The organism is Streptomyces sp. NPDC055815, from assembly GCF_053616475.1.
The window spans coordinates 1-22,971 of record NZ_JBSHDU010000075.1 but is presented as its reverse complement, the minus strand read 5'-3'; the positions used below and the strand labels follow the sequence as shown (position 1 = coordinate 22,971).

Here is a 22,971-nt window from a genome sequence, read left to right as displayed (position 1 = left end):
CACCTTCCGACAAGCGCCTCAGACCCCCGCCGCCCCCAGGAGCGACCCCGCCGCGTACGTCACGCCCATCGCCAGGGCTCCGCCCGCGACGTTGCGGAGGATCGCCGGGCCCGTGGGGGCGGCGCCCAGGCGGGCGCTCCACCAGCCGGTGAAGGCGAGTGCGGCGAGGACGGAGAGGACCGTGACCCCGAGGCGGGCGGAGGCCGGCGGGAGGACGATCGCGAGGAGCGGGAGCAGGGCGCCGACGGTGAAGGCGAGGAAGCTGGCGCCGGCCGCGTGCCAGGGGTTGGTGAGGGCGTCGGGGTCGATGCCGAGCTCCACGCGCGCGTGGGCGCGCAGCGCGTCGCGGGCGGTGAGCTGTTCGGCGGCCTCGCGGGCCACCTCCGGGGAGAGGCCGCGGGCGGCGAGCAGGCTGGTCAGTTCGGCGAGTTCGGCCTCCGGTTGTTCGCGGAGTTCGCGCTTCTCCTGCGCCAGCGCGGCCTTCTCGGAGTCGCGCTGGCTGGAGACCGAGACGTACTCCCCCGCCGCCATCGACATCGAGCCGGCGAGCAGCCCCGAGAGGCCGGCCGTGAGCAGGGCGGCCTGGGACTCGGTGGCGCCGGCGACGCCGACGACGAGGCCGGCGGTGGAGACGACGCCGTCGTTGGCTCCGAGCACGGCTGCCCGGAGCCAGTTGAGACGGGAGCCGAGGCCACCGCCGTGGGCCTCGTCGTGTGCGGGGGCTTCAGTCACCCCAGGAGCGTCGCACCCGTCGCCTCACCACACACGGACCGACCCGCCCGGGGCGAAGGCCGGGCTGGTGGCCCCCTCGGGGACCTTCTCCAGGGGCTGGGCGATCTCCTCGACGGCCGGGCCGTGGACGGCGGCGAGGCGGTCGAGGAGGGCGAGGTCGAAGCCGTAGACGCGGGCGGCGTTCCCGCCGACCATGGCGGCGACCTCCTCCCTCGGGAGTCCCGCGTAGGCGATGCGGAGGCCTTCGCGGGAGTACGGGGTGGTGCCCTCGTCGTGCGGGTAGTCGCTGCCCCACATGATCTTGTCGAGGCCGATCCGGTCGCGCAGCGGCACCTCGTGGGGGCGCATGAAGCTCGCGCCGACGAAGCAGTTGTCCCGCCAGACCTCTCCGGGGCCCTTCCCCATGGACTCCGCCAGACCCGCGCCGAACTTCGACTCCGCGGTCGAGGCCTTCGTCGAGGCCGCGACCAGGCGGTCGTGGTAGTAGTCCAGCATCTGGAGGACGCCGGGGATCCAGCCCGAACCCTGCTCGGTGAGGACCAGCTTGAGCCCCGGGTGGCGCCGGAACGCGCCGCCGAAGATCAGGTGCCACAGGGCCCGGTGGGAGAACCAGGTGGTCTCCACCATGAACACCGCCCGGGCGGCCGGTTCGTCGCCGAGCGGCGGAGACGCGGAGCCGCCGTGGTGGTTGACCGGCACGTCGAGCTCGGCGCAGACGGCCCAGATCGGGTCGTACGCCGCGGAGTACAGCTCGGGGACGGGCGAGCCCGGCGGGACCCCGGGCAGCAGGATGCCGCCGGTGAGCCCGGCCTCGCGGGCACGGCGGATCTCGGCGACCGCCGCGTCCACGTCGTTGAGGAGGATCTGCGCCACGCCCGCCCTGCGTCCCGGGGCGTCCGCGCAGAAGTCGGCCAGCCAGCGGTTGTGCGCCTGGAGCCCGGCCCAGCGCTGCTCGTACTCGGCACGGGTGGGCGGCTGGGCCATCAGGGAGGCCTTGGGGAAGAACGGCGGGATGGTGTTGGGGAAGACGACCTCGGCGACGATGCCGTCCGCCTCCAGCTCGCGCAGCCGGCGCCGCGAGTTCCAGTTGCGGTCGGCGGTGTCGGCGAGGAGGTCCTCGTACGGGTTGACGTAGGTCGCCGCCCAGGCGTCGAAGTCGTCGTGGTGCTTCTTCTCCAGGTACGGCTTGTAGTCGAGGAGGTCGGCGCCGGCGTGGCAGTCGGCGGAGATGACGGTGTACCGGTCCATCAGCTCGCTCCTATGACCGGGAACTCGTGGTCGGTGAGCCAGTGCCGGCCGACCTCGCGGGAGCGGGCCCAGGAGGCCTCCACGGCGGCCTGGTCGGCGGGCTGGCCGAGGTCGGCGGGGGTGGGGCCGATCCGACGGGCTATCGGATCCAATATTTGGATATCGAATCCGAAAACCTCCGCGGCGGCGAGACCGAGCATCCGCCGGGTCTCCTCGACCGGGATGTCGTGGAACGTCTTCCGCAGCCACGCGCGCGTGTCGGGCCAGGTCCCCTCCGGGTGCGGGAAGTCCGAGCCCCACAGGATGTTGTCCACGCCGATCTCGTACCGCTGCGCGAGCTCGCGCCGCTTGGTGTTGGTCGCGCAGACGAAGACCTGCCGGTCCAGGTACTCGCTCGGCGGCCGCTTCAGCTCCGCGAACGGGGACAGCTTCTTGCCGCCGTGCGCGCCCAGGTAGAGCCGGTCCATGAACCAGAGCAGGTTCGGCAGCCACCAGCAGCCGGACTCGGCGACCCCGAACCGCAGGCCCGGGTGGCGCTCGAAGACGCCCGACCAGAGCAGGAACCACAGCGGCCTGGCCGGCCAGAAGGTGACCTCGGAGACGTAGATCCCGAGGTGGTCGCCGTACTCCTCGCGCGGCGCCGCCCCGGAGTGGGTGACGACCGGCATGCCGGTCTCGGCGGCCGCCGCCCACACCGGGTCGTAACGCCGGTCGTGGTAGGGCGCCTTGTCCACCCACATGGAGGGGATCATGAGCGCGCCGAGCCCGGACTCCTTGGCCCGGTGGATCTCGGCGACGACCTCGCGGACGTCGGCGGTGACGGGGAGGAGGGCGACCCCGCAGTGCCGGGCAGGGTTCGCGGAGACGAACTCGGCCAGCCAGCGGTTGTGCGCCTTCGCGCCCGCCATCCCGAGCTCCGGGTCCTGGTCTCCGGAGAGTCCGAGGCCGACGCCGAAGGGCGCGGCGGTCTGGCTGTCGACGGCGTCCGCGTCGGGGAAGACGACCTCGGCGGCCACCCCGTCGCCGTCGAGCTCCTTGATCCGCTGCGCCGGGTCCCAGCCGCCGCGCAGGCCTTCCTCGTTGTCGCTGAACCACTTGTTCGCGAAGGCCTCGTTGCGCACCCCGAGCCGGGTCATGGCCGCCCGGCGGGCCTCGCGCCCGGCGAGGAAGTCGTCGAAGTCCCGGTGGAAGCGGGGGTCGAGATAGGGCCGGTACTCCTCGGTGGGCAGTCCGGCGTGACAGTCGGAGGAGATGATCAGATACGGGTCTCGGTGACTCATGGGCACCCCTCAGTCGAGGATGAAGCTCTCCAGGTACGACGGGTTGGCGCGGTCGAGCATGGACCGCGAGCGCGCCTTGATCTGGCGGTCGCTGTGCTCGCTCTCCGGCAGCATCCAGAAGCGGTCGGCGCGGATGCCGTCGACGACGTGCTCGGCGACCTCCTCCACCGGAGTGAAGGTCACCTCGTGGCCGGCCTCCTTCATCGCCGCCTCGTACTGGTCGAGGCTGCGGTACGGGGTCCTGCGCGGCCGCTGCTTGGCGTACCGCTCGGGGCGGTTGCGGTGCGACTCCCACAGTCCGGTGCGGAGCATGTGCGGGCCCGGGAAGAGGACGGAGGCGCCCACGCGCGCGTGCTCGGCCTTCAGATGCGCGTACAGGGACTCGGTCATCGTGACGACCGCCGCCTTGGTGACCGCGTACACGGAGGCGGTGGGCAGCGGCGCGATGCCGCCGTCGCCGGAGGAGGTGTTCACGACGTGGCCGGGCTCGCCGCCCGCGAGCATGCGCGGGACGAAGGCCTGGATGCCGTGGAAGACGCCCCACACGTTGACGGAGAAGGCCCACTTCCAGTCGTTCGGCTCGTGCTCCCACATCCGGCCCTCGGCGCCGGAGCCCACGCCGGCGTTGTTGCAGAGGACGTGGACGGCGCCGAAGGTCTCGTACGCCGCGTCCGCGAAGGCCCGTACCTCGTCCGGGTCGGAGACGTCGACCGTCCGGGCGAGGACCTGCGCGCCGCTCGCCATCAGCTCGTCGGCGGCCTCCTCCAGGGCGGCCCGCTCGACGTCCCCGAGGACGACGGCGAGGCCCTCGGCGGCGAAGCGGCGGGCCATCGCGAGGCCGATGCCGCTCGCCGCGCCGGTGACGACCGCGACCTGTCCCTCACGCAGCTCCATCAGGCACTTCCTTCCGGGGGTCCGTCGAGGATCTGGAGCGGGTCGTCGTACCGCTGGTGGACGAAGGGCAGCAGGTCCCGGGCGGAGACGCGCTCGGCGACCGTGCCCTTCTGGTCGGTGGTCTTCTCGCCGATCGTGATCTCGACGAGCCGCCGCACCGCGAGGTCGGCGACCGGGTCGTACATGGACTCGCGCAGCACCACGTCACCGGTGATCCGCTCCAGCTTCCGCACCTTCTCGTTGCGGACGCAGTGCACGAGGACCGGGTCGGCGTCGAAGCCGGTGCCCTCCACGCCGGGCAGGAACTTGAAGTAGAAGTCGGTCTTCTCGACGGGCTCCGGCAGCGGCAGCGGGCCGGACACCGCCCCGCGCACCTCCACGAAGGCGATGCCGTGCCGGGCGAGGGCGGCCCGCACGACGAGCCCCTCGCGCTCGACCGTGACCTCGCCCAGCTTCTTCGGCTCGCCGAAGACCTCGCGCCCGCCGATCAGGGCCCGCTCGTGGGTCATCGGCATGACCAGCGGGTACCAGCCCTCGCGGTCGCCGTGGGCGGCGGCGACGGCCACCGAGCCGGCGCCGAGCGGATAGCCGGGCAGGTCGACCTTGCTGATGTTGGCGCGCACGAGGGGGCGCGCGGTGGGCTTCAGCGGGGGCGGCAGGACCGCCGCCACGACGTCCGGGTCGGTCTCCCAGACGGCGACCACACCGGTGGACCAGATGTCGGGGAGCTTGGCGGACCGCTCGCGGGCCGCCGCCGCCTCCGCGTCGCTGCGCGCCCCGTACCGTACTCGTGCCATGACGTACCACCCTTCGGGATCGTCGGCCTGTAACACAGTTACACCGCTGCCGCCGAAGGGTAAAGAGGTCTGCACGCAGAGGAGTTGGGGGAACCGATGGCACGCTCCGCGCTGACCCGCGACGAGGTCCTGGACACCGCGGCCGCCCTGGTGAGGGAACACGGCCCGGACGCGCTCACGATGCGCCGGCTCGCCGCCGAGCTCGGCACCGCGGTCACCTCGATCTACTGGCACGTCGGCAACCGGGAGTCGCTCCTCGACGCGCTCGTCGCCCGCACGGTCGCCGACCTCGGCACGATCCGGCCCCGGGGCGCGACCCCGGCCGAGCGGATGGTCTCGGTGGCCCGCGCGCTGCGCAGCGCGCTGCGCGAGCGGCCGCACCTGGTGGCGATGGTCCACGAACGGGGACTGACGGAGCGGATGTTCCTGCCGGCCCAGCGCGCCCTGGTGCACGAGGCGCACGCGGCGGGGCTGCGCGGCGCGCGGGCCGCCCGGGCCGTGCGGGCCGTGCAGTTCCAGGTCGTCGGCTACGTCCTGGTGGAGCGCAACCGTGAGCGGGCCCCCGCCCAGTCCCCCGCCGAGGAGGAACTGTGGCGCGGGGAGGACGCCGAGGCCGACGGGCCGCTCGCCCGCGCCCTGGCCGCGCCGATCGACACCGAGCGGCTCTTCGCCGACTCCGTACGGGCCCTGGTGGACGGCCTGCTCGCCGACGCCGGGAGGGAGATCGAGGGCGCCGGGGACAGGAGTGTCGGTCGCGGGCCGTATTCTCAGTGACCGTGTTTGACGACCGTACGACAGCAGCGATGTGGCCGGCCGCCTACCCACAGGGGTACGCGGTCGTCGACGTGGAGACCACCGGACTCGCCCGAGACGACCGGATAGTGTCGGCTGCCGTCTACCGGCTGGACGCGCGGGGGAACGTCGAGGACCACTGGTACACGCTCGTCAATCCCGAGCGCGACCCGGGTCCGGTCTGGATCCACGGCCTGACCAGCGACGTCCTGGAGGGCGCGCCGCTGTTCCCGGAGATCGCGGCGGAGTTCGCGGCCCGGCTCGACGGCCGGGTGCTCGTCGCGCACAACGCGATGTTCGACTGGCAGATGATCGCCCGGGAGTACGCGCGCGCGGAGTCCGCCGCGCCGGTGCGCCAGCGGCTGTGCACGATCGCGCTCGCCAAGGAGCTGTCGCTGCCGCTGCCCAACCACAAGCTGGAGTCGCTCGCCGCGCACTTCGGTGTCGTGCAGCAGCGCGCGCACAACGCGCTCGACGACGCGCGGGTGCTCGCCGAGGCGTTCCGGCCGAGCCTGCACGCGGCGGCCGAGCGGAACGTCCGGCTGCCGCTCCTGGAGTGCCGGCCGCTGACCGAGTGGGCCTCGGGGCCCGCGCAGCCGCGGATCGGCCACCAGTCCTCGTACCGGGCGGGCAGCTGGCGGCCCTCGCGGAAGCGCCCGCCGTGCCCGTACCCCAACCCCGGACGGTACGAGTCGGACAAACCACTCAAGCAGGGCATGCGGGTGGCCTTCTCCGGCGACACCTCCGTCGACCGCGAGCTCCTGGAGGACCGCACCGTCGAGGCCGGTCTCCACGTCGCCACCAGCGTCTCCCGGCTGACCAGCCTGCTCGTCACCAACGACCCGGACGCCGCCACCTCCAAGACGGTGAAGGCGAAGTCCTTCGGCACACCGGTCGTCGACGAGGCCGCCTACACCCAGCTGCTGCGGGACGTGACCCCGGCAGACGGGTGACACCCCAAGGCCCTGCGGGCGCGCCGTGCTGCGCCCGCCCGCCGGGCGCTCCACCCTGTGGCGCATGGCACGTTGTGAGGTCTGCGGAAACGATTACGGCATGTCCTTCGAGGTGCACGCGCAGGGCGCGGTGCACGTCTTCGACTGCTTCGCCTGCGCCATCCACCGCATGGCGCCCATCTGCGAGCACTGCCGGGTCCAGATCATCGGACAGGGCGTCGAGGTCGACGGCAGCTGGTACTGCGGCGGCCACTGCGCCCGCGCGGAGGGAAAGGTGGGCATCGTCGACAGGGTGTGAGGAAACGATCCGGGGCAGTCGGGCGAACCGACCCGAACCCCCCGTGCGAGCACCCCGCGACCCGCGCTGTACGGTCGTGGGGTGTACCGCTTCCTGTTGTCCCGGCAGTGGGTGATCCTCACCCTCCTCGCCCTCGTCCTCGTCCCGACGATGATCGAGCTGGGTTTCTGGCAGTTCCACCGGCACGAACGCCGGGTCGCCCAGAACGCCCTGATCGCGGACAACCTCAAGGCGAAGCCGCTCCCGGTCGAGGAGCTCACCTCCCCCGGCCACACCGTCCCGCGCGCCGACTACTGGCGCACGGTCACCGCCACCGGCACCTTCGACACCGCCCACGAGGTGGTCGTCCGCCGCCGCACCTCCTCCGACGACCGGGTCGGCGTGCACGTCCTGACCCCGCTGGTGCTGCGCGACGGCCGGGTCGTCCTGGTCAACCGCGGCTGGATCCCGGCCGCCGCCGACCAGCACTCCTTCCCGCCGGTGCCGCCCGCCCCCAAGGGCGAGGTGACCGTCACCGGCCGGCTCAAGGCGGACGAGACGACGGGCGCCAGCGGCATCAAGGACCTCAAGGGCCTGCCGGACCGCCAGGTCATGCTCATCAGCAGCCGCCAGCAGGCCGAGCTCATCGGCCGCGAGGTGCTCGGCGGCTACCTGGAGCTGACCGCGCCCGCGCCGGCCGGCGGCACCCCCGAGACGATCGCCGAACCGGACCACGACTCGATCGGCCCCCACATGGCGTACGCCGTGCAGTGGTGGCTCTTCACCGCCGGAGTGCCCGTCGGCTGGGTGATCCTGGTGCGCCGCGAGAAGCGCGACCGGGAGGACCAGGCGGCCGCCCCCGACGCCCCCGCGTCCCCGCAACCCCAGGGCAGCGAGGCGCAGGCCACTCCGTCCCTCTGATTGACCGTCGTCGCTTCCGGGAACAGCCCAAAGCGTGACGCAACGTATCGACGACTACGCCCTCATCGGGGATCTCCAGACCGCCGCGCTCATCGGCCGCGACGGGTCGGTCGACTGGCTGTGTCTGCCCCGCTTCGACTCGGCCGCCTGCTTCGCCGCGATCCTCGGCGACGAGAACAACGGCCACTGGACCCTGGCCCCCAAGGGCGCCACCACCTGCACCACCCGCCGCTACGCCGAGGACTCCCTCGTCCTGGAGACCTACTGGGAGACCCGTACGGGCACCGTCAAGGTCGTCGACTTCATGCCGCAGCGGGACACGGCCCCCGACCTGATGCGGGTCGTGGAGGGGATCAGCGGCAGCGTCGACATGGCCTCCGTGCTGCGGCTCCGCTTCGACTACGGCTCGATCGTCCCCTGGGTGCGCAAGGCCGACGGCCACCGGGTCGCGATCGCCGGGCCCGACTCGGTCTGGCTGCGCAGCGAGCCGCACGTGAAGACCTGGGGCCAGCAGTTCTCCACCCAGTCCTCCTTCACCGTCGCCGCCGGCGAGAAGGTGGCCTTCGTGCTCACCTGGCACCCCTCGCACGAGCCGCGCCCCGAGCTCGTCGACCCCTTCGAGGCCCTGGAGCAGTGCCTCGCGGACTGGCGCGAGTGGACCGCCCGCTGCACCTACCGGGGCCCCCACCGGGAGGCGGTGCTGCGCTCCCTGATCACCCTCAAGGCCCTCACCTACGCCCCCACCGGCGGCATCATGGCCGCCCCCACCACCTCCCTGCCGGAGGAGCTCGGCGGCGTGCGGAACTGGGACTACCGCGCCTGCTGGCTGCGCGACTCCTCCCTCACCCTCGGCGCGCTGCTCGCCGCCGGATACGAGGAGGAGGCGGCCGCCTGGCGGGACTGGCTGCTGCGCGCGGTCGCGGGCGACCCCGCCGACCTGCAGATCATGTACGGCCCCGCCGGGGAGCGCCGGCTGCCGGAGACGAGCCTGCCGTGGCTGCGCGGCTACGCCGACTCGGCGCCCGTACGGACCGGGAACGCGGCGGTGGACCAGTTCCAGCTCGATGTGTACGGCGAGGTCATGGACTCCCTCCACCGCGCGCGTGAGGCCGGGATCCCGGCGGAGCGGCACGCCTGGAACCTCCAGCTGAGCCTGCTCGGCTTCCTGGAGTCCACCTGGCGGGAGCCCGACGAGGGCCTGTGGGAGGTCCGCGGGCCGCGCCGCCACTTCACCCACTCCAAGGTGATGGCCTGGGTCGCCGCCGACCGCGCGGTCCGCACCCTGGAGGCCGACCCCTCGCTGCCGGGGGACGCGGTCCGCTGGCGGACGATGCGGGACGAGATCCACGCCCAGGTGTGCGCGCGGGCGTACGACCCGGTGCGGAACACGTTCACGCAGGCGTACGGCTCGACCGAGCTGGACGCCGCCACCCTCCTCATCCCGCAGGTCGGCTTCCTGCCGCCGGACGACCCCCGGGTGGTGGGCACCGTGGACGCCGTACGGGACGAGCTGATGCACGGCGGCTTCCTGCGCCGGTACAGCGCCGACTCCACGGCCCTGGACGGTCTCCCGGGCGAGGAGGGGACCTTCCTGGTCTGCTCGTTCTGGCTGGCGGACGCGCTGCGGCTGACCGGCCGCATCGAGCAGGCCCACGAGCTCTTCGAGCGGCTCGTCGGGCTCACCAACGACGTGGGGCTCCTCGCGGAGGAGTACGACCCGGTGACGGGACGCCAGCTGGGCAACTTCCCGCAGGCGTTCAGCCACATCGGACTCGTCGGGACCGCCTTGGCGCTCGCCGCCGAGGAGGCGGCAGGATAGGGCCCATGGATCTGGGACTGAAGGACCGTGTGTACGTGGTGACCGGTGCGACGCGGGGGCTCGGCCGCGCCTCCGCCGAGGCGCTGCTCGCGGAGGGCGCGAAGGTGCTGATCACCGGGCGCGAGGAGAAGACGGTCGCCGACGCGGTGGCCGAGCTCGGCGAGGGCGCGGCCGGCATCGCCGCCGACAACACCGACCCGGGGACCCCGGCCCGGCTGATCGCCGAGGCGCGGGCCCGGTTCGGCGGCTTCGACGGCATCCTGATCAGCGTCGGCGGCCCGGCGCCCGGCTTCGCGGCGGACAACACCGACGAGGAGTGGGCGGCCGCCTTCGACACCGTCTTCCTGGGGGCGGTACGGCTGGCCCGCGCGGCCGCCGAGACGCTCACCGAGGGCGGGGTCATCGGCTTCGTCCTGTCCGGTTCCGTCCACGAGCCGATCCCGGGCCTGACCATCTCCAACGGGCTCCGCCCGGGGCTCGCCGGCTTCGCCAAGTCGCTCTCCAACGACCTGGGCCCGCGCGGGATCCGCGTCGTCGGCCTGCTGCCGAGCCGGATCGACACCGACCGGGTCCGCTCCCTCGACGCGCTCTCCGGCGACGCCGACGCGGCCCGCGCGGCGAACGAGCTCACCATCCCGCTGCGCCGCTACGGCACCCCGGCGGAGTTCGGGACCACGGCGGCCTTCCTGCTCTCGCCGGCCGCCTCGTACCTGACGGGCCTGATGCTGCCGGTGGACGGCGGGGCGCGCGCCGAGTTCTGACGCCGACGCTCAGGTGACCCTGCGGGCCCGGTGCTTCACCGCCCGCAGGCGCGCCTCGGTGGGCAGTGCCGGCAGCCCCGTCGACGTACGGGCGTGGGCGAGGGCCTCGGTGCTGAGGGCGGTCAGGGCGTCGCCCGGCGAGGCGTGCGGCTCCAGGAGGAGCCGGATCCGGGTCCTGGGAGCGGCCCGGCGGCCCGTGAGGGCGACCTTGGCCCGGGCCACGCCCTCCTGTGCGGTCGCGTCCGCCTCCAGGACGCCCTCCAGGGCCCGGCCGCGCAGCACCGCCTCCTCGCCGTCGCCGGTGTCGACGAGGACCTCGGCGAGCCGGGCCCGGCGGAATTGGGCGAGCAGCCACCACAGGGCGAGCAGGACGACGAGCCCGAGGGCGGCGATGACCACCGGCCACCACCAGCCCTCGTCGCGCCAGCGCTGCCGCTGTGCGGTGGTGAGCAGCACGTCGTCGGGGCCCGACCAGGGCCACCAGGACGGTACGGACAGGTCGACGGCGGCCGCGAGGACGGCGCCGCCGACGACGACGAGGAGCAGCCCGGCGAGGCCGAGCAGGACGCGGTTGACGCGCCGGAGGACCACGGTCACTTGGGCTTCCCTTCCTTCCGGGACGGCCGGGCCACCCGTACCGTCGTCGCGGGCGGATGGGCGAGGCCGAGCTCCTCGACGCCGGCGGCGAGCACCGTCTCCACGTCGGCCTCGACCTCGTCGAGGGCCCGGAAGTGGGACACCGCCCGGACGGCGACCTTGGCGCGGCCGACGCGCACCCGGACGGACTGCACCCCGGAGACCTCCATGACGCGGTCCCGCAGGGTGAAGGCGGCGGCCTCGCGGTCGAGGCCCGCCCGGACGTCGGCGTGGTCGCGCCGCATCGGGAGGACGTCACGCAGCCCGGGGGTGACGGCCAGGACGAGGAGCCAGACGCCGAGCACGACGGCGACGGCCGCGCCGACGACGATCACCACGTCGTCGAGCGGCCGGGTCGCGAGGCCGTCGGCGAGCTTGCGCCGCCAGGCCATCGCGGAGCGGTCGGCCCGTACGGCCGCGACGTCGTAGAGGAGCAGCCCGGTGCCGCCGAGGACGACGGCGGCGAGCAGGGCGGCGGGGATGCGGCGGACGGCCCAGAAACGGCGGACGTGCGCCGCGCCGGGCTCAGGGACGCTCTCCGGGGGGCTTTCCGGCGGGCTTTCCGGCGGGCTTTCCGGGGTGGTGGTCATGCGAGGCGACCCCTCGGCGTGGCGTGGCGGGTGTGCGCGGAGTGGAGGCGCTCGACGTGGACGGTCACCTCGTGGACCTCCAGGCCGACGAGCTGTTCCACGCGCGTGCGTACCCTGCTCCGGACGGCGCCGCACTGGCGGCCGACGTCGGAGGGGTAGTCGAGGTCGAGGCTCACCGAGACGCGGGCGATCTCCCGGTGGACGACCACCGAGGCGTGCGGCTTCGATCCTCCTTCGGGGACGGCGTCGAGCGCCTCCCTGGCCGCCTGGGCGGCGATCTTCGCGACGACCCGGTCGGCGACGGTGGTCGCCCCCCGGTCCCGCACCCCGTCCCGTACCGGGTCGTCTGCCAGGTCCGTCACCACCCCGGGTCACCGCCGCCGGTCGCCGCGGTCGCGTCCCCGGAACAGATCGCCGGCTTCGAGGTCTCCGTCGAGGAACCGGCCGGCCACGAAGCCGATCGCGCCGAGGGCCGCGACCAGCACAAACGCTCCGAAGCCGCCGAAGTATCCGGCGAAGCCGAGAGCCATGCCGGCCACCAGGCCGACCACCGCCATGCTCATTCCGAGCCCCTTTCCTGGCCTGGTCGCCGGGGTTCCGACGACTACTGGAGCCGGGGCTCCGGCTCCTCTTCCTCTTCCTCGGGCAGCTTCACGTCGCTGACCGCGATGTTCACCTCTACGACCTCCAGGCCGGTCATCCGCTCCACGGCGGCGATGACGTTCTCCCGGACGTCGCCGGCGACGTCGGCGATGGAGACGCCGTAGTCGACGACGATCTCCAGGTCGAGCGCGGTCTGCACCTCGCCGACCTCGGCCTTGACCCCGCGGGTGACGTTGGCCTTGCCGCCGCCGGTGCCGGGCACCCGGTCGCGGACGGCGCCGAAGGTGCGGGAGAGGCCGCTGCCCATGGCGTGGACGCCGACGACGTCGCGTGCGGCGAGGCCGGCGATCTTCTCGACGACCCCGTCGGCGATCGTCGTCCGGCCCCGGGCGGCCGGTGCGCCGCCACCCCTTTTGGTCACCGAGGTACGGCGGGACTCGCGCGGATCGTCCGTCGCGGTGTCTCCGGTCTGAGTGCTGTCCGTCATCGTCTAGCCCCTTCCGTCATATTTCGGGGTTCCTCGCCCACATTAAGGGCGTTTGCCCCGATCCGCCCCGGGGATGCGGCAGGCTGGGGGAATGACGACGGGTGACGGTTGGACGGCCGCGGTACGGGACCGCCTCGCGCCGGGCAGGCTGCTGCCGCTCGGGGCGGCCGGGGACGGCGCATGGATCACCGAGCGCGCGGCGCGCGGTGTCCTCGACCCGGCGGCCGCGGCGGTACGAGGGGTCGTGCCGGGCGGGCTGCGGATCGGGCCCGACCCGGACGACGAGGAGACGGGACCCGGTCCGCTTCCGGTGCCGCCGGGCGGGCTCGGGCCGGGGGCGCTGCGGATCGCCGCGGACTTCGGGGCGGTGGCGGGCCGTCCGCTGCCGGAGCTGGCCGAGGAGCTGCGGGCGGCCCTGCTCGGGGCGGCGCGCGAGGGTCTCGGGCTGCGGGTGACGGCCGTGGACCTGCGGGTGACGGAGCTGCTCGACGCGGAGCCGCCGGCGGCGACCCCGGCCGCTCCCCCGCCGGGGCGGCCCGCTCCCGCGACGGACGATCCGGTGGCCCTGGCGGTCCTGCGGGTGGCCGGTGTGGCGGGCGTGGCGGACCTGTGGGGGCCGCCGGTGCACCGGGGCCCCGACCAGGTGCGGGTGGAGCTCGCGGTGACGGCCGGTCACCGCCCGCTGGACGTGGCACGCGCCGCCCGGAGCGCCGCGACCGCGGCCACCGAAGGGGCGACCGCGGTCACGGTACTGGTGTCGGAACTGCGCTGAACGCGCGCGTGGCGACCGGGCGCGCCGGTGCGCGAGCCCTGACGCGCGCGCGTGCGCGAGGCCGGGCGCGCGTGGGCGAGGCCGGGCGCGCGTGCGTCCCGGCGCGTGCGTCAGTCGCCGAGGCCCGCCAGGTCGCGCAGGCGGCGGGCCTGGGCGGCGCGCTCGGCGGTGCGCTGCTCCTCGTAGGAGCGGCCGGAGACGCCCTGGAGCAGCGCCTTGGTCTCGTTGACCGCGTCGCGGGGCGCCGCGAGCAGGGCGGCGCTGAGGTCCCGTACCGCCGCGTCGAGCTCGTCGGCGGGCACGGACAGGTTGGCGAGACCGATGCGCTCGGCCTCCTCCGCGTGCACGAAGCGGCCGGTGGCGCAGATCTCCAGCGCGCGGGCGTAGCCGACGAGCGAGACGAGCGGGTGCGTCCCGGTCAGGTCCGGGACGAGACCCAGGCTGGTCTCGCGCATGGCGAACTGCACGTCCTCGGCGACGACCCGCAGGTCGCAGGCGAGGGCGAGCTGGAAGCCCGCGCCGATGGCGTGGCCCTGGACCGCCGCGATCGACACGAGGTCGCTGCGGCGCCACCAGGTGAACGCCTCCTGGTACTCGGAGATGACCGCGTCGAGGTCCGCGTCGGAACCGCGCGCGAGGTCGAGGAAGGACGGCTCGCCGTCGAAGCCCTCGGGCGTGAACGCCTGCCGGTCGAGTCCGGCGGAGAAGGACTTGCCCTCGCCGCGCAGCACGACGACCCGCACGCTGCCGGGCAACGACCGGCCGGCTTCCGTCAACGCCCGCCACAGAGCGGGAGACTGGGCGTTGCGCTTCGCCGGGTTGGTCAGGGTCACCGTGGCAACGGCGTCCTCGACGGTGAGCCGTACACCGTCCTTGTCGAATACGAGCTCAGAGTCGTCGAGCGTAGTCATGGGGCGCCTCCGGTTGCGGTGCAGCACTGCAGCGACATGCTAAGTGACTGCACAGTAACCACCCGGCCGACCGCAGGGCCGACCGGGTGCCCACCGGGAGGTCCCGGTGGACCGGTCGAGCCGCCCCGATGTCAGGCCGAGGCCGCCTTCTTGCCCCGTGTCGCTCCGCCGCGTCCACGCAGCGTGACTCCGGACTCGCTCAGCATCCGGTGGACGAATCCGTAGGAGCGGCCGGTTTCCTCGGCCAGCGCCCGGATGCTCGCACCGGAGTCGTACTTCTTCTTCAGGTCTGCCGCGAGCTTGTCGCGCGCGGCGCCGGTCACCCGGCTGCCCTTCTTCAGAGTCTCGGCCACCCGTGCCTCCTCATGGGAAGTGCGCTCTGGACTTCTCATGATCACCCCTCCCGTCCGTCCTGGCCACCCATTCGACAAGGTCCGTGCCGCCGGGTTTGTGGACGAGTACGCCGTCATCACGAACGGAATCCTGGATTCCGCAGGGCCGAAAACGCGCCTACGGACCGCTCGGTACGGGAAGTGCCAGGTCAGCGCGGCAAGGGGAACACACATACGGCGCGGGTCTGCCGGAAGGATTCGGCAGAGCACCGCGCCGGGGGGTACCAGAGACCCTCACTCAGATGAAGGATCACCCATGAGCCGAATGATCCAGCCCGGGATGATCACCCAGGGGCCCGGAGGCCCCTCTCGGGGTCAGGCGAGGGCCACCAGGTCCGCGTAGTCCGCGCCCCACAGGTCCTCGACGCCGTCCGGGAGCAGGATGATCCGCTCCGGGTCGAGCGCCTCCACGGCGCCCTCGTCGTGGGTGACGAGGACGACGGCGCCCTTGTACGTGCGCAGCGCGCCGAGGATCTCCTCGCGGCTGGCCGGGTCCAGGTTGTTGGTGGGCTCGTCGAGGAGGAGCACGTTCGCCGAGGAGACGACGAGGGTCGCGAGCGCGAGCCGGGTCTTCTCGCCGCCGGAGAGCACGCCGGCCGGCTTGTCGACGTCGTCGCCGGAGAAGAGGAAGGAACCGAGCGTCTTGCGCACGTCGACGAGGTCGAGGTCGGGCGCGGCCGAGCGCATGTTCTCCAGGACGGTCCGCTCGGGGTCGAGCGTCTCGTGCTCCTGGGCGTAGTAGCCGAGCTTCAGGCCGTGGCCGGGGGTGACCTCGCCGGTGTCGGGCCGCTCGACGCCGCCGAGGAGGCGCAGCAGGGTCGTCTTGCCCGCACCGTTGAGGCCGAGGATGACGACGCGCGAGCCCTTGTCGATCGCGAGGCTGACGTCGGTGAAGATCTCCAGCGAGCCGTAGGACTTGGAGAGGCCCTCGGCGGTGAGCGGGGTCTTGCCGCAGGGCGCCGGATCGGGGAAGCGGAGCTTGGCGACCTTGTCGGAGACGCGTACCGCCTCCAGGCCGGAGAGCAGCCGCTCGGCGCGCTTGGCCATGTTCTGCGCGGCGACGGTCTTGGTCGCCTTGGCGCGCATCTTGTCGGCCTGCGAGTTGAGCGCGGCGGCCTTCTTCTCGGCGTTCTGGCGCTCGCGCTTGCGGCGCTTCTCGTCGGCCTCGCGCTGCTGCTGGTAGAGCTTCCAGCCCATGTTGTAGACGTCGATGGTGGAGCGGTTGGCGTCCAGGTAGAAGACCTTGTTCACCACGGTCTCGACGAGGTCGACGTCGTGGGAGATGACGATGAAGCCGCCGCGGTAGGTCTTCAGGTAGTCCCGCAGCCAGATGATCGAGTCGGCGTCGAGGTGGTTCGTGGGCTCGTCGAGGAGCAGGGTGTCGGCGTCCGAGAAGAGGATCCGGGCGAGCTCGACGCGGCGGCGCTGACCGCCGGAGAGGGTGTGCAGCGGCTGGCCCATGACCCGGTCGGGCAGGCCGAGGGCGGCGGCGATGGTGGAGGCCTCGGCCTCGGCCGCGTACCCGCCCTTGGTGAGGAACTCGGTCTCCTGGCGCTCGTACTGCCGCAGCGCCTTGTCGCGGGTGGCGCCGGAGCCGGTGGCGATGCGCTCCTCGTTCATCCGCATCTTCTTGATGAGGACGTCGAGGCCGCGGGCGGACAGGATCCGGTCGCGGGCCAGCACGTCGAGGTCGCCGGTGCGCGGGTCCTGCGGCAGGTAGCCGACCTCGCCGGAGCGGGCGATGGAGCCCGCGGCCGGCTGGCCCTCGCCGGCGAGGCACTTGGTGAGGGTGGTCTTGCCCGCTCCGTTGCGGCCGACCAGGCCGATGCGGTCGCCCTTGGCGACGCGGAAGGAAGCGGATTCGATGAGGACTCGGGCGCCGGCGCGCAGCTCGATGCCGGAAGCGGTGATCACGGACAGACTCCAGGGCGGTGGGAAACGGCGGAAGGACGACTGGTGGCGGGCTTCGACGCCGCTAATGCACCCAAAGGAGAATGGCCATGCGGCCAGTCTAACGGGCGTCTGCAACTGGTTTTCGGCCATGCGGGGGACGAGAGCCCTTTCGGACTTTTCTCACATTCCCGCCGATGCTCCCCAAAAGGGGCGATGGGCAAGAGATCGTCCGATACTCGGCGCAGGGCGGCGGCCACTGCCGCGACAGCGACGCGGAGGGTGGTGGACCGTGCAGTTCGACGACGACGCCGACCTGGACACCTCGGAGGTACGGGACGTCCGGAACAGCCGCGTCCCGGGCGGCAGGGCGACCGTCGGCGGCGGCATCATCGGCCTCATCGCGCTGGTTCTCGGCGTGCTCTTCGGGGTGGGCCCCGACCAGCTCGGGCTCTCCTCCGGCGGGGACGAGCCGGTCGCGTCCTCCTCGTCCGCGGCCCAGGTGAACCAGAGCTGCAGGAAGGGCTCGGACGCCAACGCCCGCCAGGACTGCCGGATCGTCGCCGTCGTCAACAGCGTGCAGGACTACTGGCGGCGCGAGTACCCGCGCCGGGGCGGCACCTACGGGACCGCGGCCACCGTGATGTTCAGCCAACGGGTCGGCACCGCGTGCGGCTCTGCCACCTCGGCGGTCGGCCCCTTCTACTGCCCCGGGGACCGGCAGGTCTATCTGGACCTGGGCTTCTTCGACGAGCTGCGGACCACGTTCGGGTCCAGCGGCGGGCCCTTCGCCCAGGCGTACGTCGTGGCGCACGAGTACGGCCACCACATCCAGAACCTGATGGGCACCCTGAGCCGGGCCCAGGACGGGCGGACCGGCGCGAACTCCAACGCCGTGCGGGTCGAGCTCCAGGCCGACTGCTACGCCGGGGTCTGGGCCCGGCACGCGACGACCACCCCCGACGAGAAGACGGGCCGGCTGCTGCTGACCCGGCTCACCGACGAGGACATCCGGGACGGCCTGGACGCCGCGGCGGCCGTGGGCGACGACCGGATCCAGGAGAGGTTCCAGGGCCGGGTGACGCCGGAGAACTGGACGCACGGCTCGGCGGCGCAGCGGCAGCAGTGGTTCTACGAGGGCTACCGGACGGGCGACATGGCCCGGTGCAACACCTTCCGCTGAGTTGTCGGTGGCGGCTGCCAGACTGAGATCCGGGTCACATCGAGAGGAAGTGATCGGGATGGCTGGGACACCCGACATCTGTCCGGCGCTGCGGTACGCGGACGCGAAGGCCGCGATCAAGCAGCTCACGGAGGGCTTCGGCTTCGGCGAGCACGCGGTGTACGAGGGCGAGGACGGCCGTGTCATGCACGCCGAGCTCACCTGCGGGAACGGCATGGTGATGCTGGGCAGCAAGGGCAGCGGCACCGCCTTCGACAAGCTGATGGCCGACGGCGGACCGACCGCGGTGTACGTGCGCGTGGACGACGTCGACGAGCACCACGCCCGCGCGGTGGCGTACGGCATCGAGATCGTGGTGCCGCCGACGGACCAGGAGTACGGCTCCCGGGACTACACGGCCCGGGACGCCGAGGGCAACGTGTGGAGCTTCGGCACGTACGCCCCCGGCGGCGCCGGGTAGCCCGCGGGCTCAGGCCCCGCCGGTGTGGACCTGGAAGGCGGCCCGGCGGACCGCCTTGGCCAGGGCCGGGTCCGGGTGGGCGGCGGCCAGGGCGACCAGGACCTGGACCGTACGGGGATGGCCGACGGCGCGGACCTCGTCGAGCAGCGCCGGGACGGTGCCCTGCACGGCCGAGTCGAGGTGACGCACAAGCAGTTCGCTCTCGCCGTGGTCGGCGACGGCCGCGGCCGTGTCGACCCAGAGCCAGGTGGACTCCTCGCGGGTCAGCACCTCCTGGGCGTCGTCCGGGTCGGCCCCCTCGTACTCGGCGAGCCAGAGCAGCGCGTACGGGCGCAGCGAGGGCTCGGCGACGGTGGCCCGCACCTCGGCCTCGGCGGGCGCGCCGACGACGCGGAGCGCCTCGAAGGCGAGCCCGCGCAGCAGGGCGTCCTCGCCGCGGGCGACGGCGAGGAGTTCGCTCACGGCGCTGGACAGGGTGCGGGCGGCGAGCCAGGCGCGGTACTCGTCGCGGGCCGGGCCGGGGGTGAGCCGGGCGCAGCCGCGGAGCATGTCCTCGGCGGACTGTTCGATGTTGCCCGCGGGGCTCTGCGCGGCGACGCAGATCTGCTCCAGCTTGACCCAGACCGCCCAGTTGCCGAGCGGGGTGAGGGTGGCGTGGCGCTCGTCGGTGCCGGGGTCGAGGGTGAGCGCGCCGACGGCGGCCAGGCCCTCCAGGGCCCAGTCGAGGAGGGCGGGCAGCCCGTCCACGGCCGGGCCGGCGGGGGCGTCCGCGGCCTCGGGCGCCGGCTCGGCCTCGGGGACCTCGCAGCGCTCCTCGCGGAGCTCCTCGACGCGCTGGCCGAGGAGGTCGAGGAGGGCGGGGACGAGGACCGGGCCCTGGGAGAGCTGGAGCAGCGAGAGCACCTGCGGGACGGCCTCGACGACCTCCGCGACGGCGCTCGGGGCGACGCCCTCGGGGGCCGGGTGCACCAGGGACCAGGCGTCGAAGAGGGCGACCCAGCCGCGCAGGACGGCGGAGTCGTCGCGGTCCCAGGCGTGCAGGCGCCAGCCGGGGCGGGCGGTGTCGCCGTGCAGCTCGACGAGCCCGGCGAGCCGGGCGCGGTCCCAGCCGGCCCGGATCTGTCCTGGCGTCAGGTCGAGTGCGGCCGCGGCCCGTTCCTGCGCGGGGGCGCCTTCGGGGCCGGTGCGGGGGGCGAGGTCGGCGCCGCGCTCGACGGCGGCCCAGCGGGCGATCCGTACGGCGTCGGCGAGGACGTGCCGGGCCTGGCGGGCGAGTTCCGCGCGGGGCGGAGTCCCCTCGGGCGGCCGCGGCGCCGGCCGGGTGCGCCGGGTCGTCACGGCCCGTCGGGCGGTGGCCAGCGCCCGCGGGCGGACGAGTCGGAGTCTGGAGTTGCGCGCCAATGGTTCATCGGGCTTTCGAGACGTCACGGGGGCAGTCTTCCCGCTGACGGCCCGAAAGCCCAATCGGAATCGGACGCCCCGTCGGATCGGGCTCCGGAACGGCCTGTGGCGACCGGCCCGAGGGCCTCAGAACAGCGGGGTGAGGAAGCGGCGCAGGGACTCCTCGTAGCGGACGGGGTCGGCGTTCCACATCGCGGCGTGCGGGGCCTGCCGCACGGTCTGGAGGCTGACCCGGTCGGGCCGGCGGGCGGCGAGCTCGACGGAGGGTTCCCAGGGGGCGATGGTGTCGTCGGGGCCGTGGAAGAGGAGGACGGGGACGCGCAGGGCGTCCGGCTCGGAGGCCTCCTGGAGGAGGTCCTCGCGGGGGCCGGTCCTGCCCTGGGCGGCGCGGACGGCGAGCGGCAGCAGCGGTCCGGGGACGTGGTGGGCCGACGCGAGGTTGCGGAGGGTGGCCGCCCAGTCGAGGACCGGGGAGTCGAGGACGAGGCCGGCGATCCGGTCGCGCACGCCCGATTCGGCGGCGGCGCGCAGGGCCATCGAGGCGCCGGTCCCCCAGCCGTGCAGGACGACGTTGCGGGCGCCCCGGCGGACGGCGTAGCGGATGGCGGCGTCGACGTCCCGCCACTCGGAGTCGCCGAGGTGGGCGAGGCCGTCCGGGGACGCGGGGGCGCCTTCGTCGCCGCGGTAGGCGGGGACGAGGACGGGGATCTTGCGGCGGTGGAAGAAGGGGAGGAGGTTCAGCGGGTGCTCGCGGGTGGTGCCGAGGCCGTGCAGGGCGATCACCCAGGTGGTGCGGGGGCCGGCGACGAGCCAGGCGGGCAGCGGGCCGAGCTCGCCGGGCATCTCGACGTCCTCGTGGGCGAGCCCGAGGGCGCTGATCGGGGTGCCGATGTGCAGCTGGGGTGTGAGCCGGACGCGGGCGCCGGGCCCGAGGACGCCGAGCTCGACCCGCTCCAGGCGACGGACGACGGTGTCGGCGGTGTGCGGGACCCGGTCGAGGACGGGGCCGAGGACGGCGTGCAGTCCCGGGGCCTCCATCCCGTACGTGCCGGGGCGCAGTGAGGCGAGGCTGCGGGTGAGGGTGATCCGCTCGGGTCCCGTGGCGTGCACGGTGAGCCGGGGGTCTCCGGGCAGTGGTCGTCCGGACGGCGCCTTGAGGGCGACGTCGCTGGCGTACCGGCCGGCCGCGATCACGGCCGCGCCGACACCGATCAGGGTGGTGACGGCCGCTGCCGTCGCTGTAGCCGGGCGCACGCTCCCAGTCTCGGCAGGACGGGGTGGGGCTGCCACCGGACGGACCCGGACGGACCCCGGCGGCGGCGAACCGGAAGGCTCGCCCGGGGGAGTGACATGGGTCTCGTTCGAGGGGTCCCCCGGTCGGATGGTCATGTCCAGGGAGCGGAACCGGATGGCCGGGGAGGAACCGGGGCAGGTCGCATGTGCCCCGTGAGGCCCGGGATTACCCGTGGTTGCCCGGTGACCGCATCGTGGACACCTCTCACCCCGGAGCCACAAGCGGAACCTCTTGACACCGGATAGGGACACCACGCCGCCCGCCCCAGTTCACCTTCCGTTCACTCAGGTTGCCTACGTTCGACGAGCCACTGACGTCAAACGATTGCCTGGGTAAATGGAACACATCACGCTGCTGCTCGCCATTGTGGTCGTGACAGCTCTCGTGTTCGATTTCACGAACGGTTTCCACGACACCGCCAACGCGATGGCCACGACCATCTCGACCGGTGCCCTCAAGCCCAAGACGGCGGTGGCCATGTCCGCCGTGCTGAACCTCGTCGGCGCGTTCCTGTCCGTGGAGGTCGCCAAGACGATCTCCAAGGGACTCGTCAACGAAGAAGGCATCCAGCCCGAAGTCATCCTCGCCGCACTCGTCGGCGCGATCCTGTGGAATCTGGTGACCTGGCTGGTCGGACTGCCGTCCAGCTCCTCCCACGCCCTGATGGGCGGCCTCATCGGCGCCACCGTCGCCTCGATCGGCATGAGCGGCGTCAACGGCGAGGTCGTCGTCACCAAGGTGCTCATCCCGGCCGTCGCCGCGCCGATCGTCGCGGGCATCGCCGCGATGCTGGCCACGAAGCTGACGTACAAGATCGGCGCCAGGACCGAGGAGAAGCACACCGCCAAGGGCTACCGCGTCGGCCAGATCGCCTCCGCCGGTCTCGTCTCCCTCGCCCACGGCACCAACGACGCCCAGAAGACGATGGGCATCATCACCCTGGCCCTGGTCGCCGGCGGCTCCCTCCCCTCCGGCGCCAACCCGCCGGTCTGGGTCATCGTCTCCGCGGGCACGGCGATCGCGCTCGGCACCTACCTCGGCGGCTGGCGCATCATCCGCACCATGGGCAAGGGCCTCACGGACCTCCAGCCGCAGCAGGGCTTCGCCGCCCAGACCAGCGCGGCCACGGTCATCCTGGCCTCCTCCCACCTCGGCTTCTCCCTCTCGACCACGCACTCCGTCTCCGGCGCCGTCATGGGCGCGGGCATGGGCCGCAAGGGCGGTGTCGTCCGCTGGTCGACCGCCACCCGCATGTTCGTCGCCTGGGGCCTGACCCTGCCGGCCGCGGGCCTGGTCGCCGCGGGAGCCGAGTTCGTCGCCCGCCAGGGCGACTGGGGCGTCTACGTCGTCGCCGCCTTCCTGGTGGCCTCCTGCATCGGCATCTGGCTCGTCTCCCGCCGCGAGGTGGTCGACCACACCAACGTCAACGACGTCGAGGCCGAGAGCGCGGGTGTCGTGACCACCGCGATGGCCGCCGTCACCCCGCCGCCGGCCGGTTCCGTCGCCGCCGTCGCGGACGAGGACCTGAAGACCACCATCCCCGCGCCGGCCCCCACGGACCCGGCCGCTCCGCCGGCCACCGCCGCGGTCTAAGGAACTGGAACCAAGCATGAAGATCGACTGGGCAGCTCTCGGCTCCGTCTTCGGAGTCAGCCTCGTGGCGACCGTCGCCCTCGTGGGCCTCTTCACCCTCGGTGTCGTCGGCCTCTCCAAGCAGGAGCAGGCCGCCGCCCAGGGAGGCTCCGCCACCCTGGCCCGCACCGGCGCCTACGCCTGCTTCGCCCTGTGCGTCGCGGCCGTCGGATACGGCATCTACCTGATCGTCGCCTGACGCGTCGGGCGTGACCGGCGGGGCGGTCCGCACCTTCGGGTGCGGAC

General features: G+C 73.3%; 26 protein-coding genes. 11 read left to right on the top strand and 15 right to left on the bottom strand.

Translation table 11 applies throughout. From position 1 onward, the window contains the following. Positions 1-18 precede the first annotated feature (18 nt). The 5 genes from ACWGN5_RS33460 to ACWGN5_RS33440 are packed head-to-tail and all read right to left on the bottom strand — an operon-like array spanning position 19 to position 4,951. A complete protein-coding gene (locus ACWGN5_RS33460) occupies positions 19-732 on the bottom strand; it encodes a VIT1/CCC1 transporter family protein (protein ID WP_453522182.1) in 714 nt (237 codons plus the stop codon). Positions 733-756: 24 nt separating this feature from the next. Further along, positions 757-1,980 (bottom strand): amidohydrolase family protein, encoded by a 1,224-nt coding sequence (locus ACWGN5_RS33455; protein WP_453522181.1) that lies wholly within the window; start codon positions 1,978-1,980, stop codon positions 757-759. Next, entirely contained in the window at positions 1,980-3,260 is a 1,281-nt protein-coding gene (locus ACWGN5_RS33450; RefSeq protein WP_453522180.1) for an amidohydrolase family protein, read from the bottom strand. Before ACWGN5_RS33450 ends, ACWGN5_RS33455 begins: the two co-directional genes overlap by 1 nt. A gap of 9 nt (positions 3,261-3,269) precedes the next feature. Continuing rightward, complete coding sequence (locus ACWGN5_RS33445; RefSeq protein ID WP_453522179.1) at positions 3,270-4,154, bottom strand: SDR family NAD(P)-dependent oxidoreductase; 885 nt, start codon at positions 4,152-4,154, stop codon at positions 3,270-3,272. Then, positions 4,154-4,951 (bottom strand): acetoacetate decarboxylase family protein, encoded by a 798-nt coding sequence (locus ACWGN5_RS33440; protein ID WP_453522178.1) that lies wholly within the window; start codon positions 4,949-4,951, stop codon positions 4,154-4,156. The genes ACWGN5_RS33445 and ACWGN5_RS33440 overlap by 1 nt, the downstream gene beginning before the upstream one ends. Positions 4,952-5,047: 96 nt before the next feature. On the opposite strand from ACWGN5_RS33440, the gene ACWGN5_RS33435 reads away from it, so the two are divergent. The 6 genes from ACWGN5_RS33435 to ACWGN5_RS33410 all read left to right on the top strand — a co-directional run bounded on the left by ACWGN5_RS33435 (position 5,048) and on the right by ACWGN5_RS33410 (position 10,474). Next, positions 5,048-5,725, top strand: a complete 678-nt coding sequence (locus ACWGN5_RS33435) for a TetR/AcrR family transcriptional regulator (RefSeq protein WP_453522177.1) — start codon at positions 5,048-5,050, stop codon at positions 5,723-5,725. Then, the gene (locus ACWGN5_RS33430; protein WP_453522176.1) at positions 5,722-6,696 is read left to right on the top strand and encodes a DEDDh family exonuclease; all 975 of its coding nucleotides are present in this window, start codon (positions 5,722-5,724) and stop codon (positions 6,694-6,696) included. Before ACWGN5_RS33435 ends, ACWGN5_RS33430 begins: the two co-directional genes overlap by 4 nt. 64 nt (positions 6,697-6,760) lie before the next feature. Next, the gene (locus tag ACWGN5_RS33425) at positions 6,761-6,994 is read left to right on the top strand and encodes a hypothetical protein (protein WP_073806545.1); all 234 of its coding nucleotides are present in this window, start codon (positions 6,761-6,763) and stop codon (positions 6,992-6,994) included. 81 nt (positions 6,995-7,075) lie between these two features. Then, positions 7,076-7,894 (top strand): SURF1 family cytochrome oxidase biogenesis protein, encoded by an 819-nt coding sequence (locus tag ACWGN5_RS33420; RefSeq protein ID WP_453522175.1) that lies wholly within the window; start codon positions 7,076-7,078, stop codon positions 7,892-7,894. A gap of 34 nt (positions 7,895-7,928) precedes the next feature. After that, positions 7,929-9,713 (top strand): glycoside hydrolase family 15 protein, encoded by a 1,785-nt coding sequence (locus tag ACWGN5_RS33415; RefSeq protein ID WP_453522174.1) that lies wholly within the window; start codon positions 7,929-7,931, stop codon positions 9,711-9,713. Between the two features lie 5 nt (positions 9,714-9,718). Next, on the top strand, positions 9,719-10,474 hold the full coding sequence (locus tag ACWGN5_RS33410; RefSeq protein WP_453522173.1) for an SDR family oxidoreductase: 756 nt from the start codon (positions 9,719-9,721) through the stop codon (positions 10,472-10,474). A 9-nt stretch (positions 10,475-10,483) separates the two neighbouring features. On the opposite strand, the gene amaP is transcribed toward ACWGN5_RS33410, so the two are convergent. The 5 genes from amaP to ACWGN5_RS33385 are packed head-to-tail and all read right to left on the bottom strand — an operon-like array spanning position 10,484 to position 12,790. Continuing rightward, a complete protein-coding gene (gene amaP, locus ACWGN5_RS33405; protein ID WP_453522172.1) occupies positions 10,484-11,071 on the bottom strand; it encodes an alkaline shock response membrane anchor protein AmaP in 588 nt (195 codons plus the stop codon). Beyond that, positions 11,068-11,700, bottom strand: a complete 633-nt coding sequence (locus tag ACWGN5_RS33400; RefSeq protein ID WP_453522171.1) for a DUF6286 domain-containing protein — start codon at positions 11,698-11,700, stop codon at positions 11,068-11,070. Before ACWGN5_RS33400 ends, amaP begins: the two co-directional genes overlap by 4 nt. Beyond that, positions 11,697-12,062 (bottom strand): Asp23/Gls24 family envelope stress response protein, encoded by a 366-nt coding sequence (locus ACWGN5_RS33395; protein WP_453522170.1) that lies wholly within the window; start codon positions 12,060-12,062, stop codon positions 11,697-11,699. The genes ACWGN5_RS33400 and ACWGN5_RS33395 overlap by 4 nt, the downstream gene beginning before the upstream one ends. Before the next feature lie 9 nt (positions 12,063-12,071). Further along, positions 12,072-12,263 carry a hypothetical protein gene (locus tag ACWGN5_RS33390; RefSeq protein ID WP_453522169.1) on the bottom strand — a complete coding sequence of 64 codons (192 nt, stop codon included), beginning with the start codon at positions 12,261-12,263 and terminating at the stop codon, positions 12,072-12,074. A gap of 41 nt (positions 12,264-12,304) precedes the next feature. Beyond that, entirely contained in the window at positions 12,305-12,790 is a 486-nt protein-coding gene (locus ACWGN5_RS33385) for an Asp23/Gls24 family envelope stress response protein (protein ID WP_453522168.1), read from the bottom strand. 91 nt (positions 12,791-12,881) lie between these two features. Between ACWGN5_RS33385 and ACWGN5_RS33380 the strand changes: the two genes are divergently transcribed. Continuing rightward, complete coding sequence (locus ACWGN5_RS33380) at positions 12,882-13,562, top strand: hypothetical protein (RefSeq protein WP_453522167.1); 681 nt, start codon at positions 12,882-12,884, stop codon at positions 13,560-13,562. A 110-nt stretch (positions 13,563-13,672) separates the two neighbouring features. Here the strand turns inward: ACWGN5_RS33380 and ACWGN5_RS33375 are convergent, their stop codons facing one another. The 3 genes from ACWGN5_RS33375 to ACWGN5_RS33365 all read right to left on the bottom strand — a co-directional run bounded on the left by ACWGN5_RS33375 (position 13,673) and on the right by ACWGN5_RS33365 (position 16,779). Next, entirely contained in the window at positions 13,673-14,473 is an 801-nt protein-coding gene (locus ACWGN5_RS33375) for an enoyl-CoA hydratase/isomerase family protein (RefSeq protein ID WP_453522166.1), read from the bottom strand. A gap of 131 nt (positions 14,474-14,604) precedes the next feature. Next, a complete protein-coding gene (locus ACWGN5_RS33370; RefSeq protein ID WP_006123601.1) occupies positions 14,605-14,826 on the bottom strand; it encodes a helix-turn-helix domain-containing protein in 222 nt (73 codons plus the stop codon). Between the two features lie 354 nt (positions 14,827-15,180). Further along, positions 15,181-16,779: an ABC-F family ATP-binding cassette domain-containing protein gene (locus ACWGN5_RS33365; protein WP_453522165.1), complete on the bottom strand. Its 1,599-nt coding sequence runs from the start codon at positions 16,777-16,779 to the stop codon at positions 15,181-15,183. Positions 16,780-17,047: 268 nt separating this feature from the next. Here ACWGN5_RS33365 and ypfJ point away from each other — a divergent pair, with 268 nt between their 5' ends. Together ypfJ and ACWGN5_RS33355 are read left to right on the top strand one after the other, a co-directional pair. After that, positions 17,048-17,938 carry a KPN_02809 family neutral zinc metallopeptidase gene (ypfJ, locus tag ACWGN5_RS33360; protein WP_453522164.1) on the top strand — a complete coding sequence of 297 codons (891 nt, stop codon included), beginning with the start codon at positions 17,048-17,050 and terminating at the stop codon, positions 17,936-17,938. Positions 17,939-17,996: 58 nt separating this feature from the next. Further along, positions 17,997-18,398, top strand: a complete 402-nt coding sequence (locus ACWGN5_RS33355; protein ID WP_453522163.1) for a VOC family protein — start codon at positions 17,997-17,999, stop codon at positions 18,396-18,398. A gap of 9 nt (positions 18,399-18,407) precedes the next feature. Here the strand turns inward: ACWGN5_RS33355 and ACWGN5_RS33350 are convergent, their stop codons facing one another. Both ACWGN5_RS33350 and ACWGN5_RS33345 read right to left on the bottom strand, forming a co-directional pair. Continuing rightward, a complete protein-coding gene (locus ACWGN5_RS33350) occupies positions 18,408-19,826 on the bottom strand; it encodes a hypothetical protein (protein WP_453522162.1) in 1,419 nt (472 codons plus the stop codon). Positions 19,827-19,925: 99 nt separating this feature from the next. Beyond that, positions 19,926-21,053, bottom strand: a complete 1,128-nt coding sequence (locus ACWGN5_RS33345; protein ID WP_453522161.1) for an alpha/beta hydrolase — start codon at positions 21,051-21,053, stop codon at positions 19,926-19,928. Positions 21,054-21,429: 376 nt separating this feature from the next. Between ACWGN5_RS33345 and ACWGN5_RS33340 the strand changes: the two genes are divergently transcribed. Both ACWGN5_RS33340 and ACWGN5_RS33335 read left to right on the top strand, forming a co-directional pair. Beyond that, on the top strand, positions 21,430-22,686 hold the full coding sequence (locus ACWGN5_RS33340; protein WP_453522160.1) for an anion permease: 1,257 nt from the start codon (positions 21,430-21,432) through the stop codon (positions 22,684-22,686). A 16-nt stretch (positions 22,687-22,702) separates the two neighbouring features. Beyond that, positions 22,703-22,924 carry a hypothetical protein gene (locus tag ACWGN5_RS33335; RefSeq protein ID WP_453522159.1) on the top strand — a complete coding sequence of 74 codons (222 nt, stop codon included), beginning with the start codon at positions 22,703-22,705 and terminating at the stop codon, positions 22,922-22,924. Positions 22,925-22,971 lie beyond the last annotated feature (47 nt).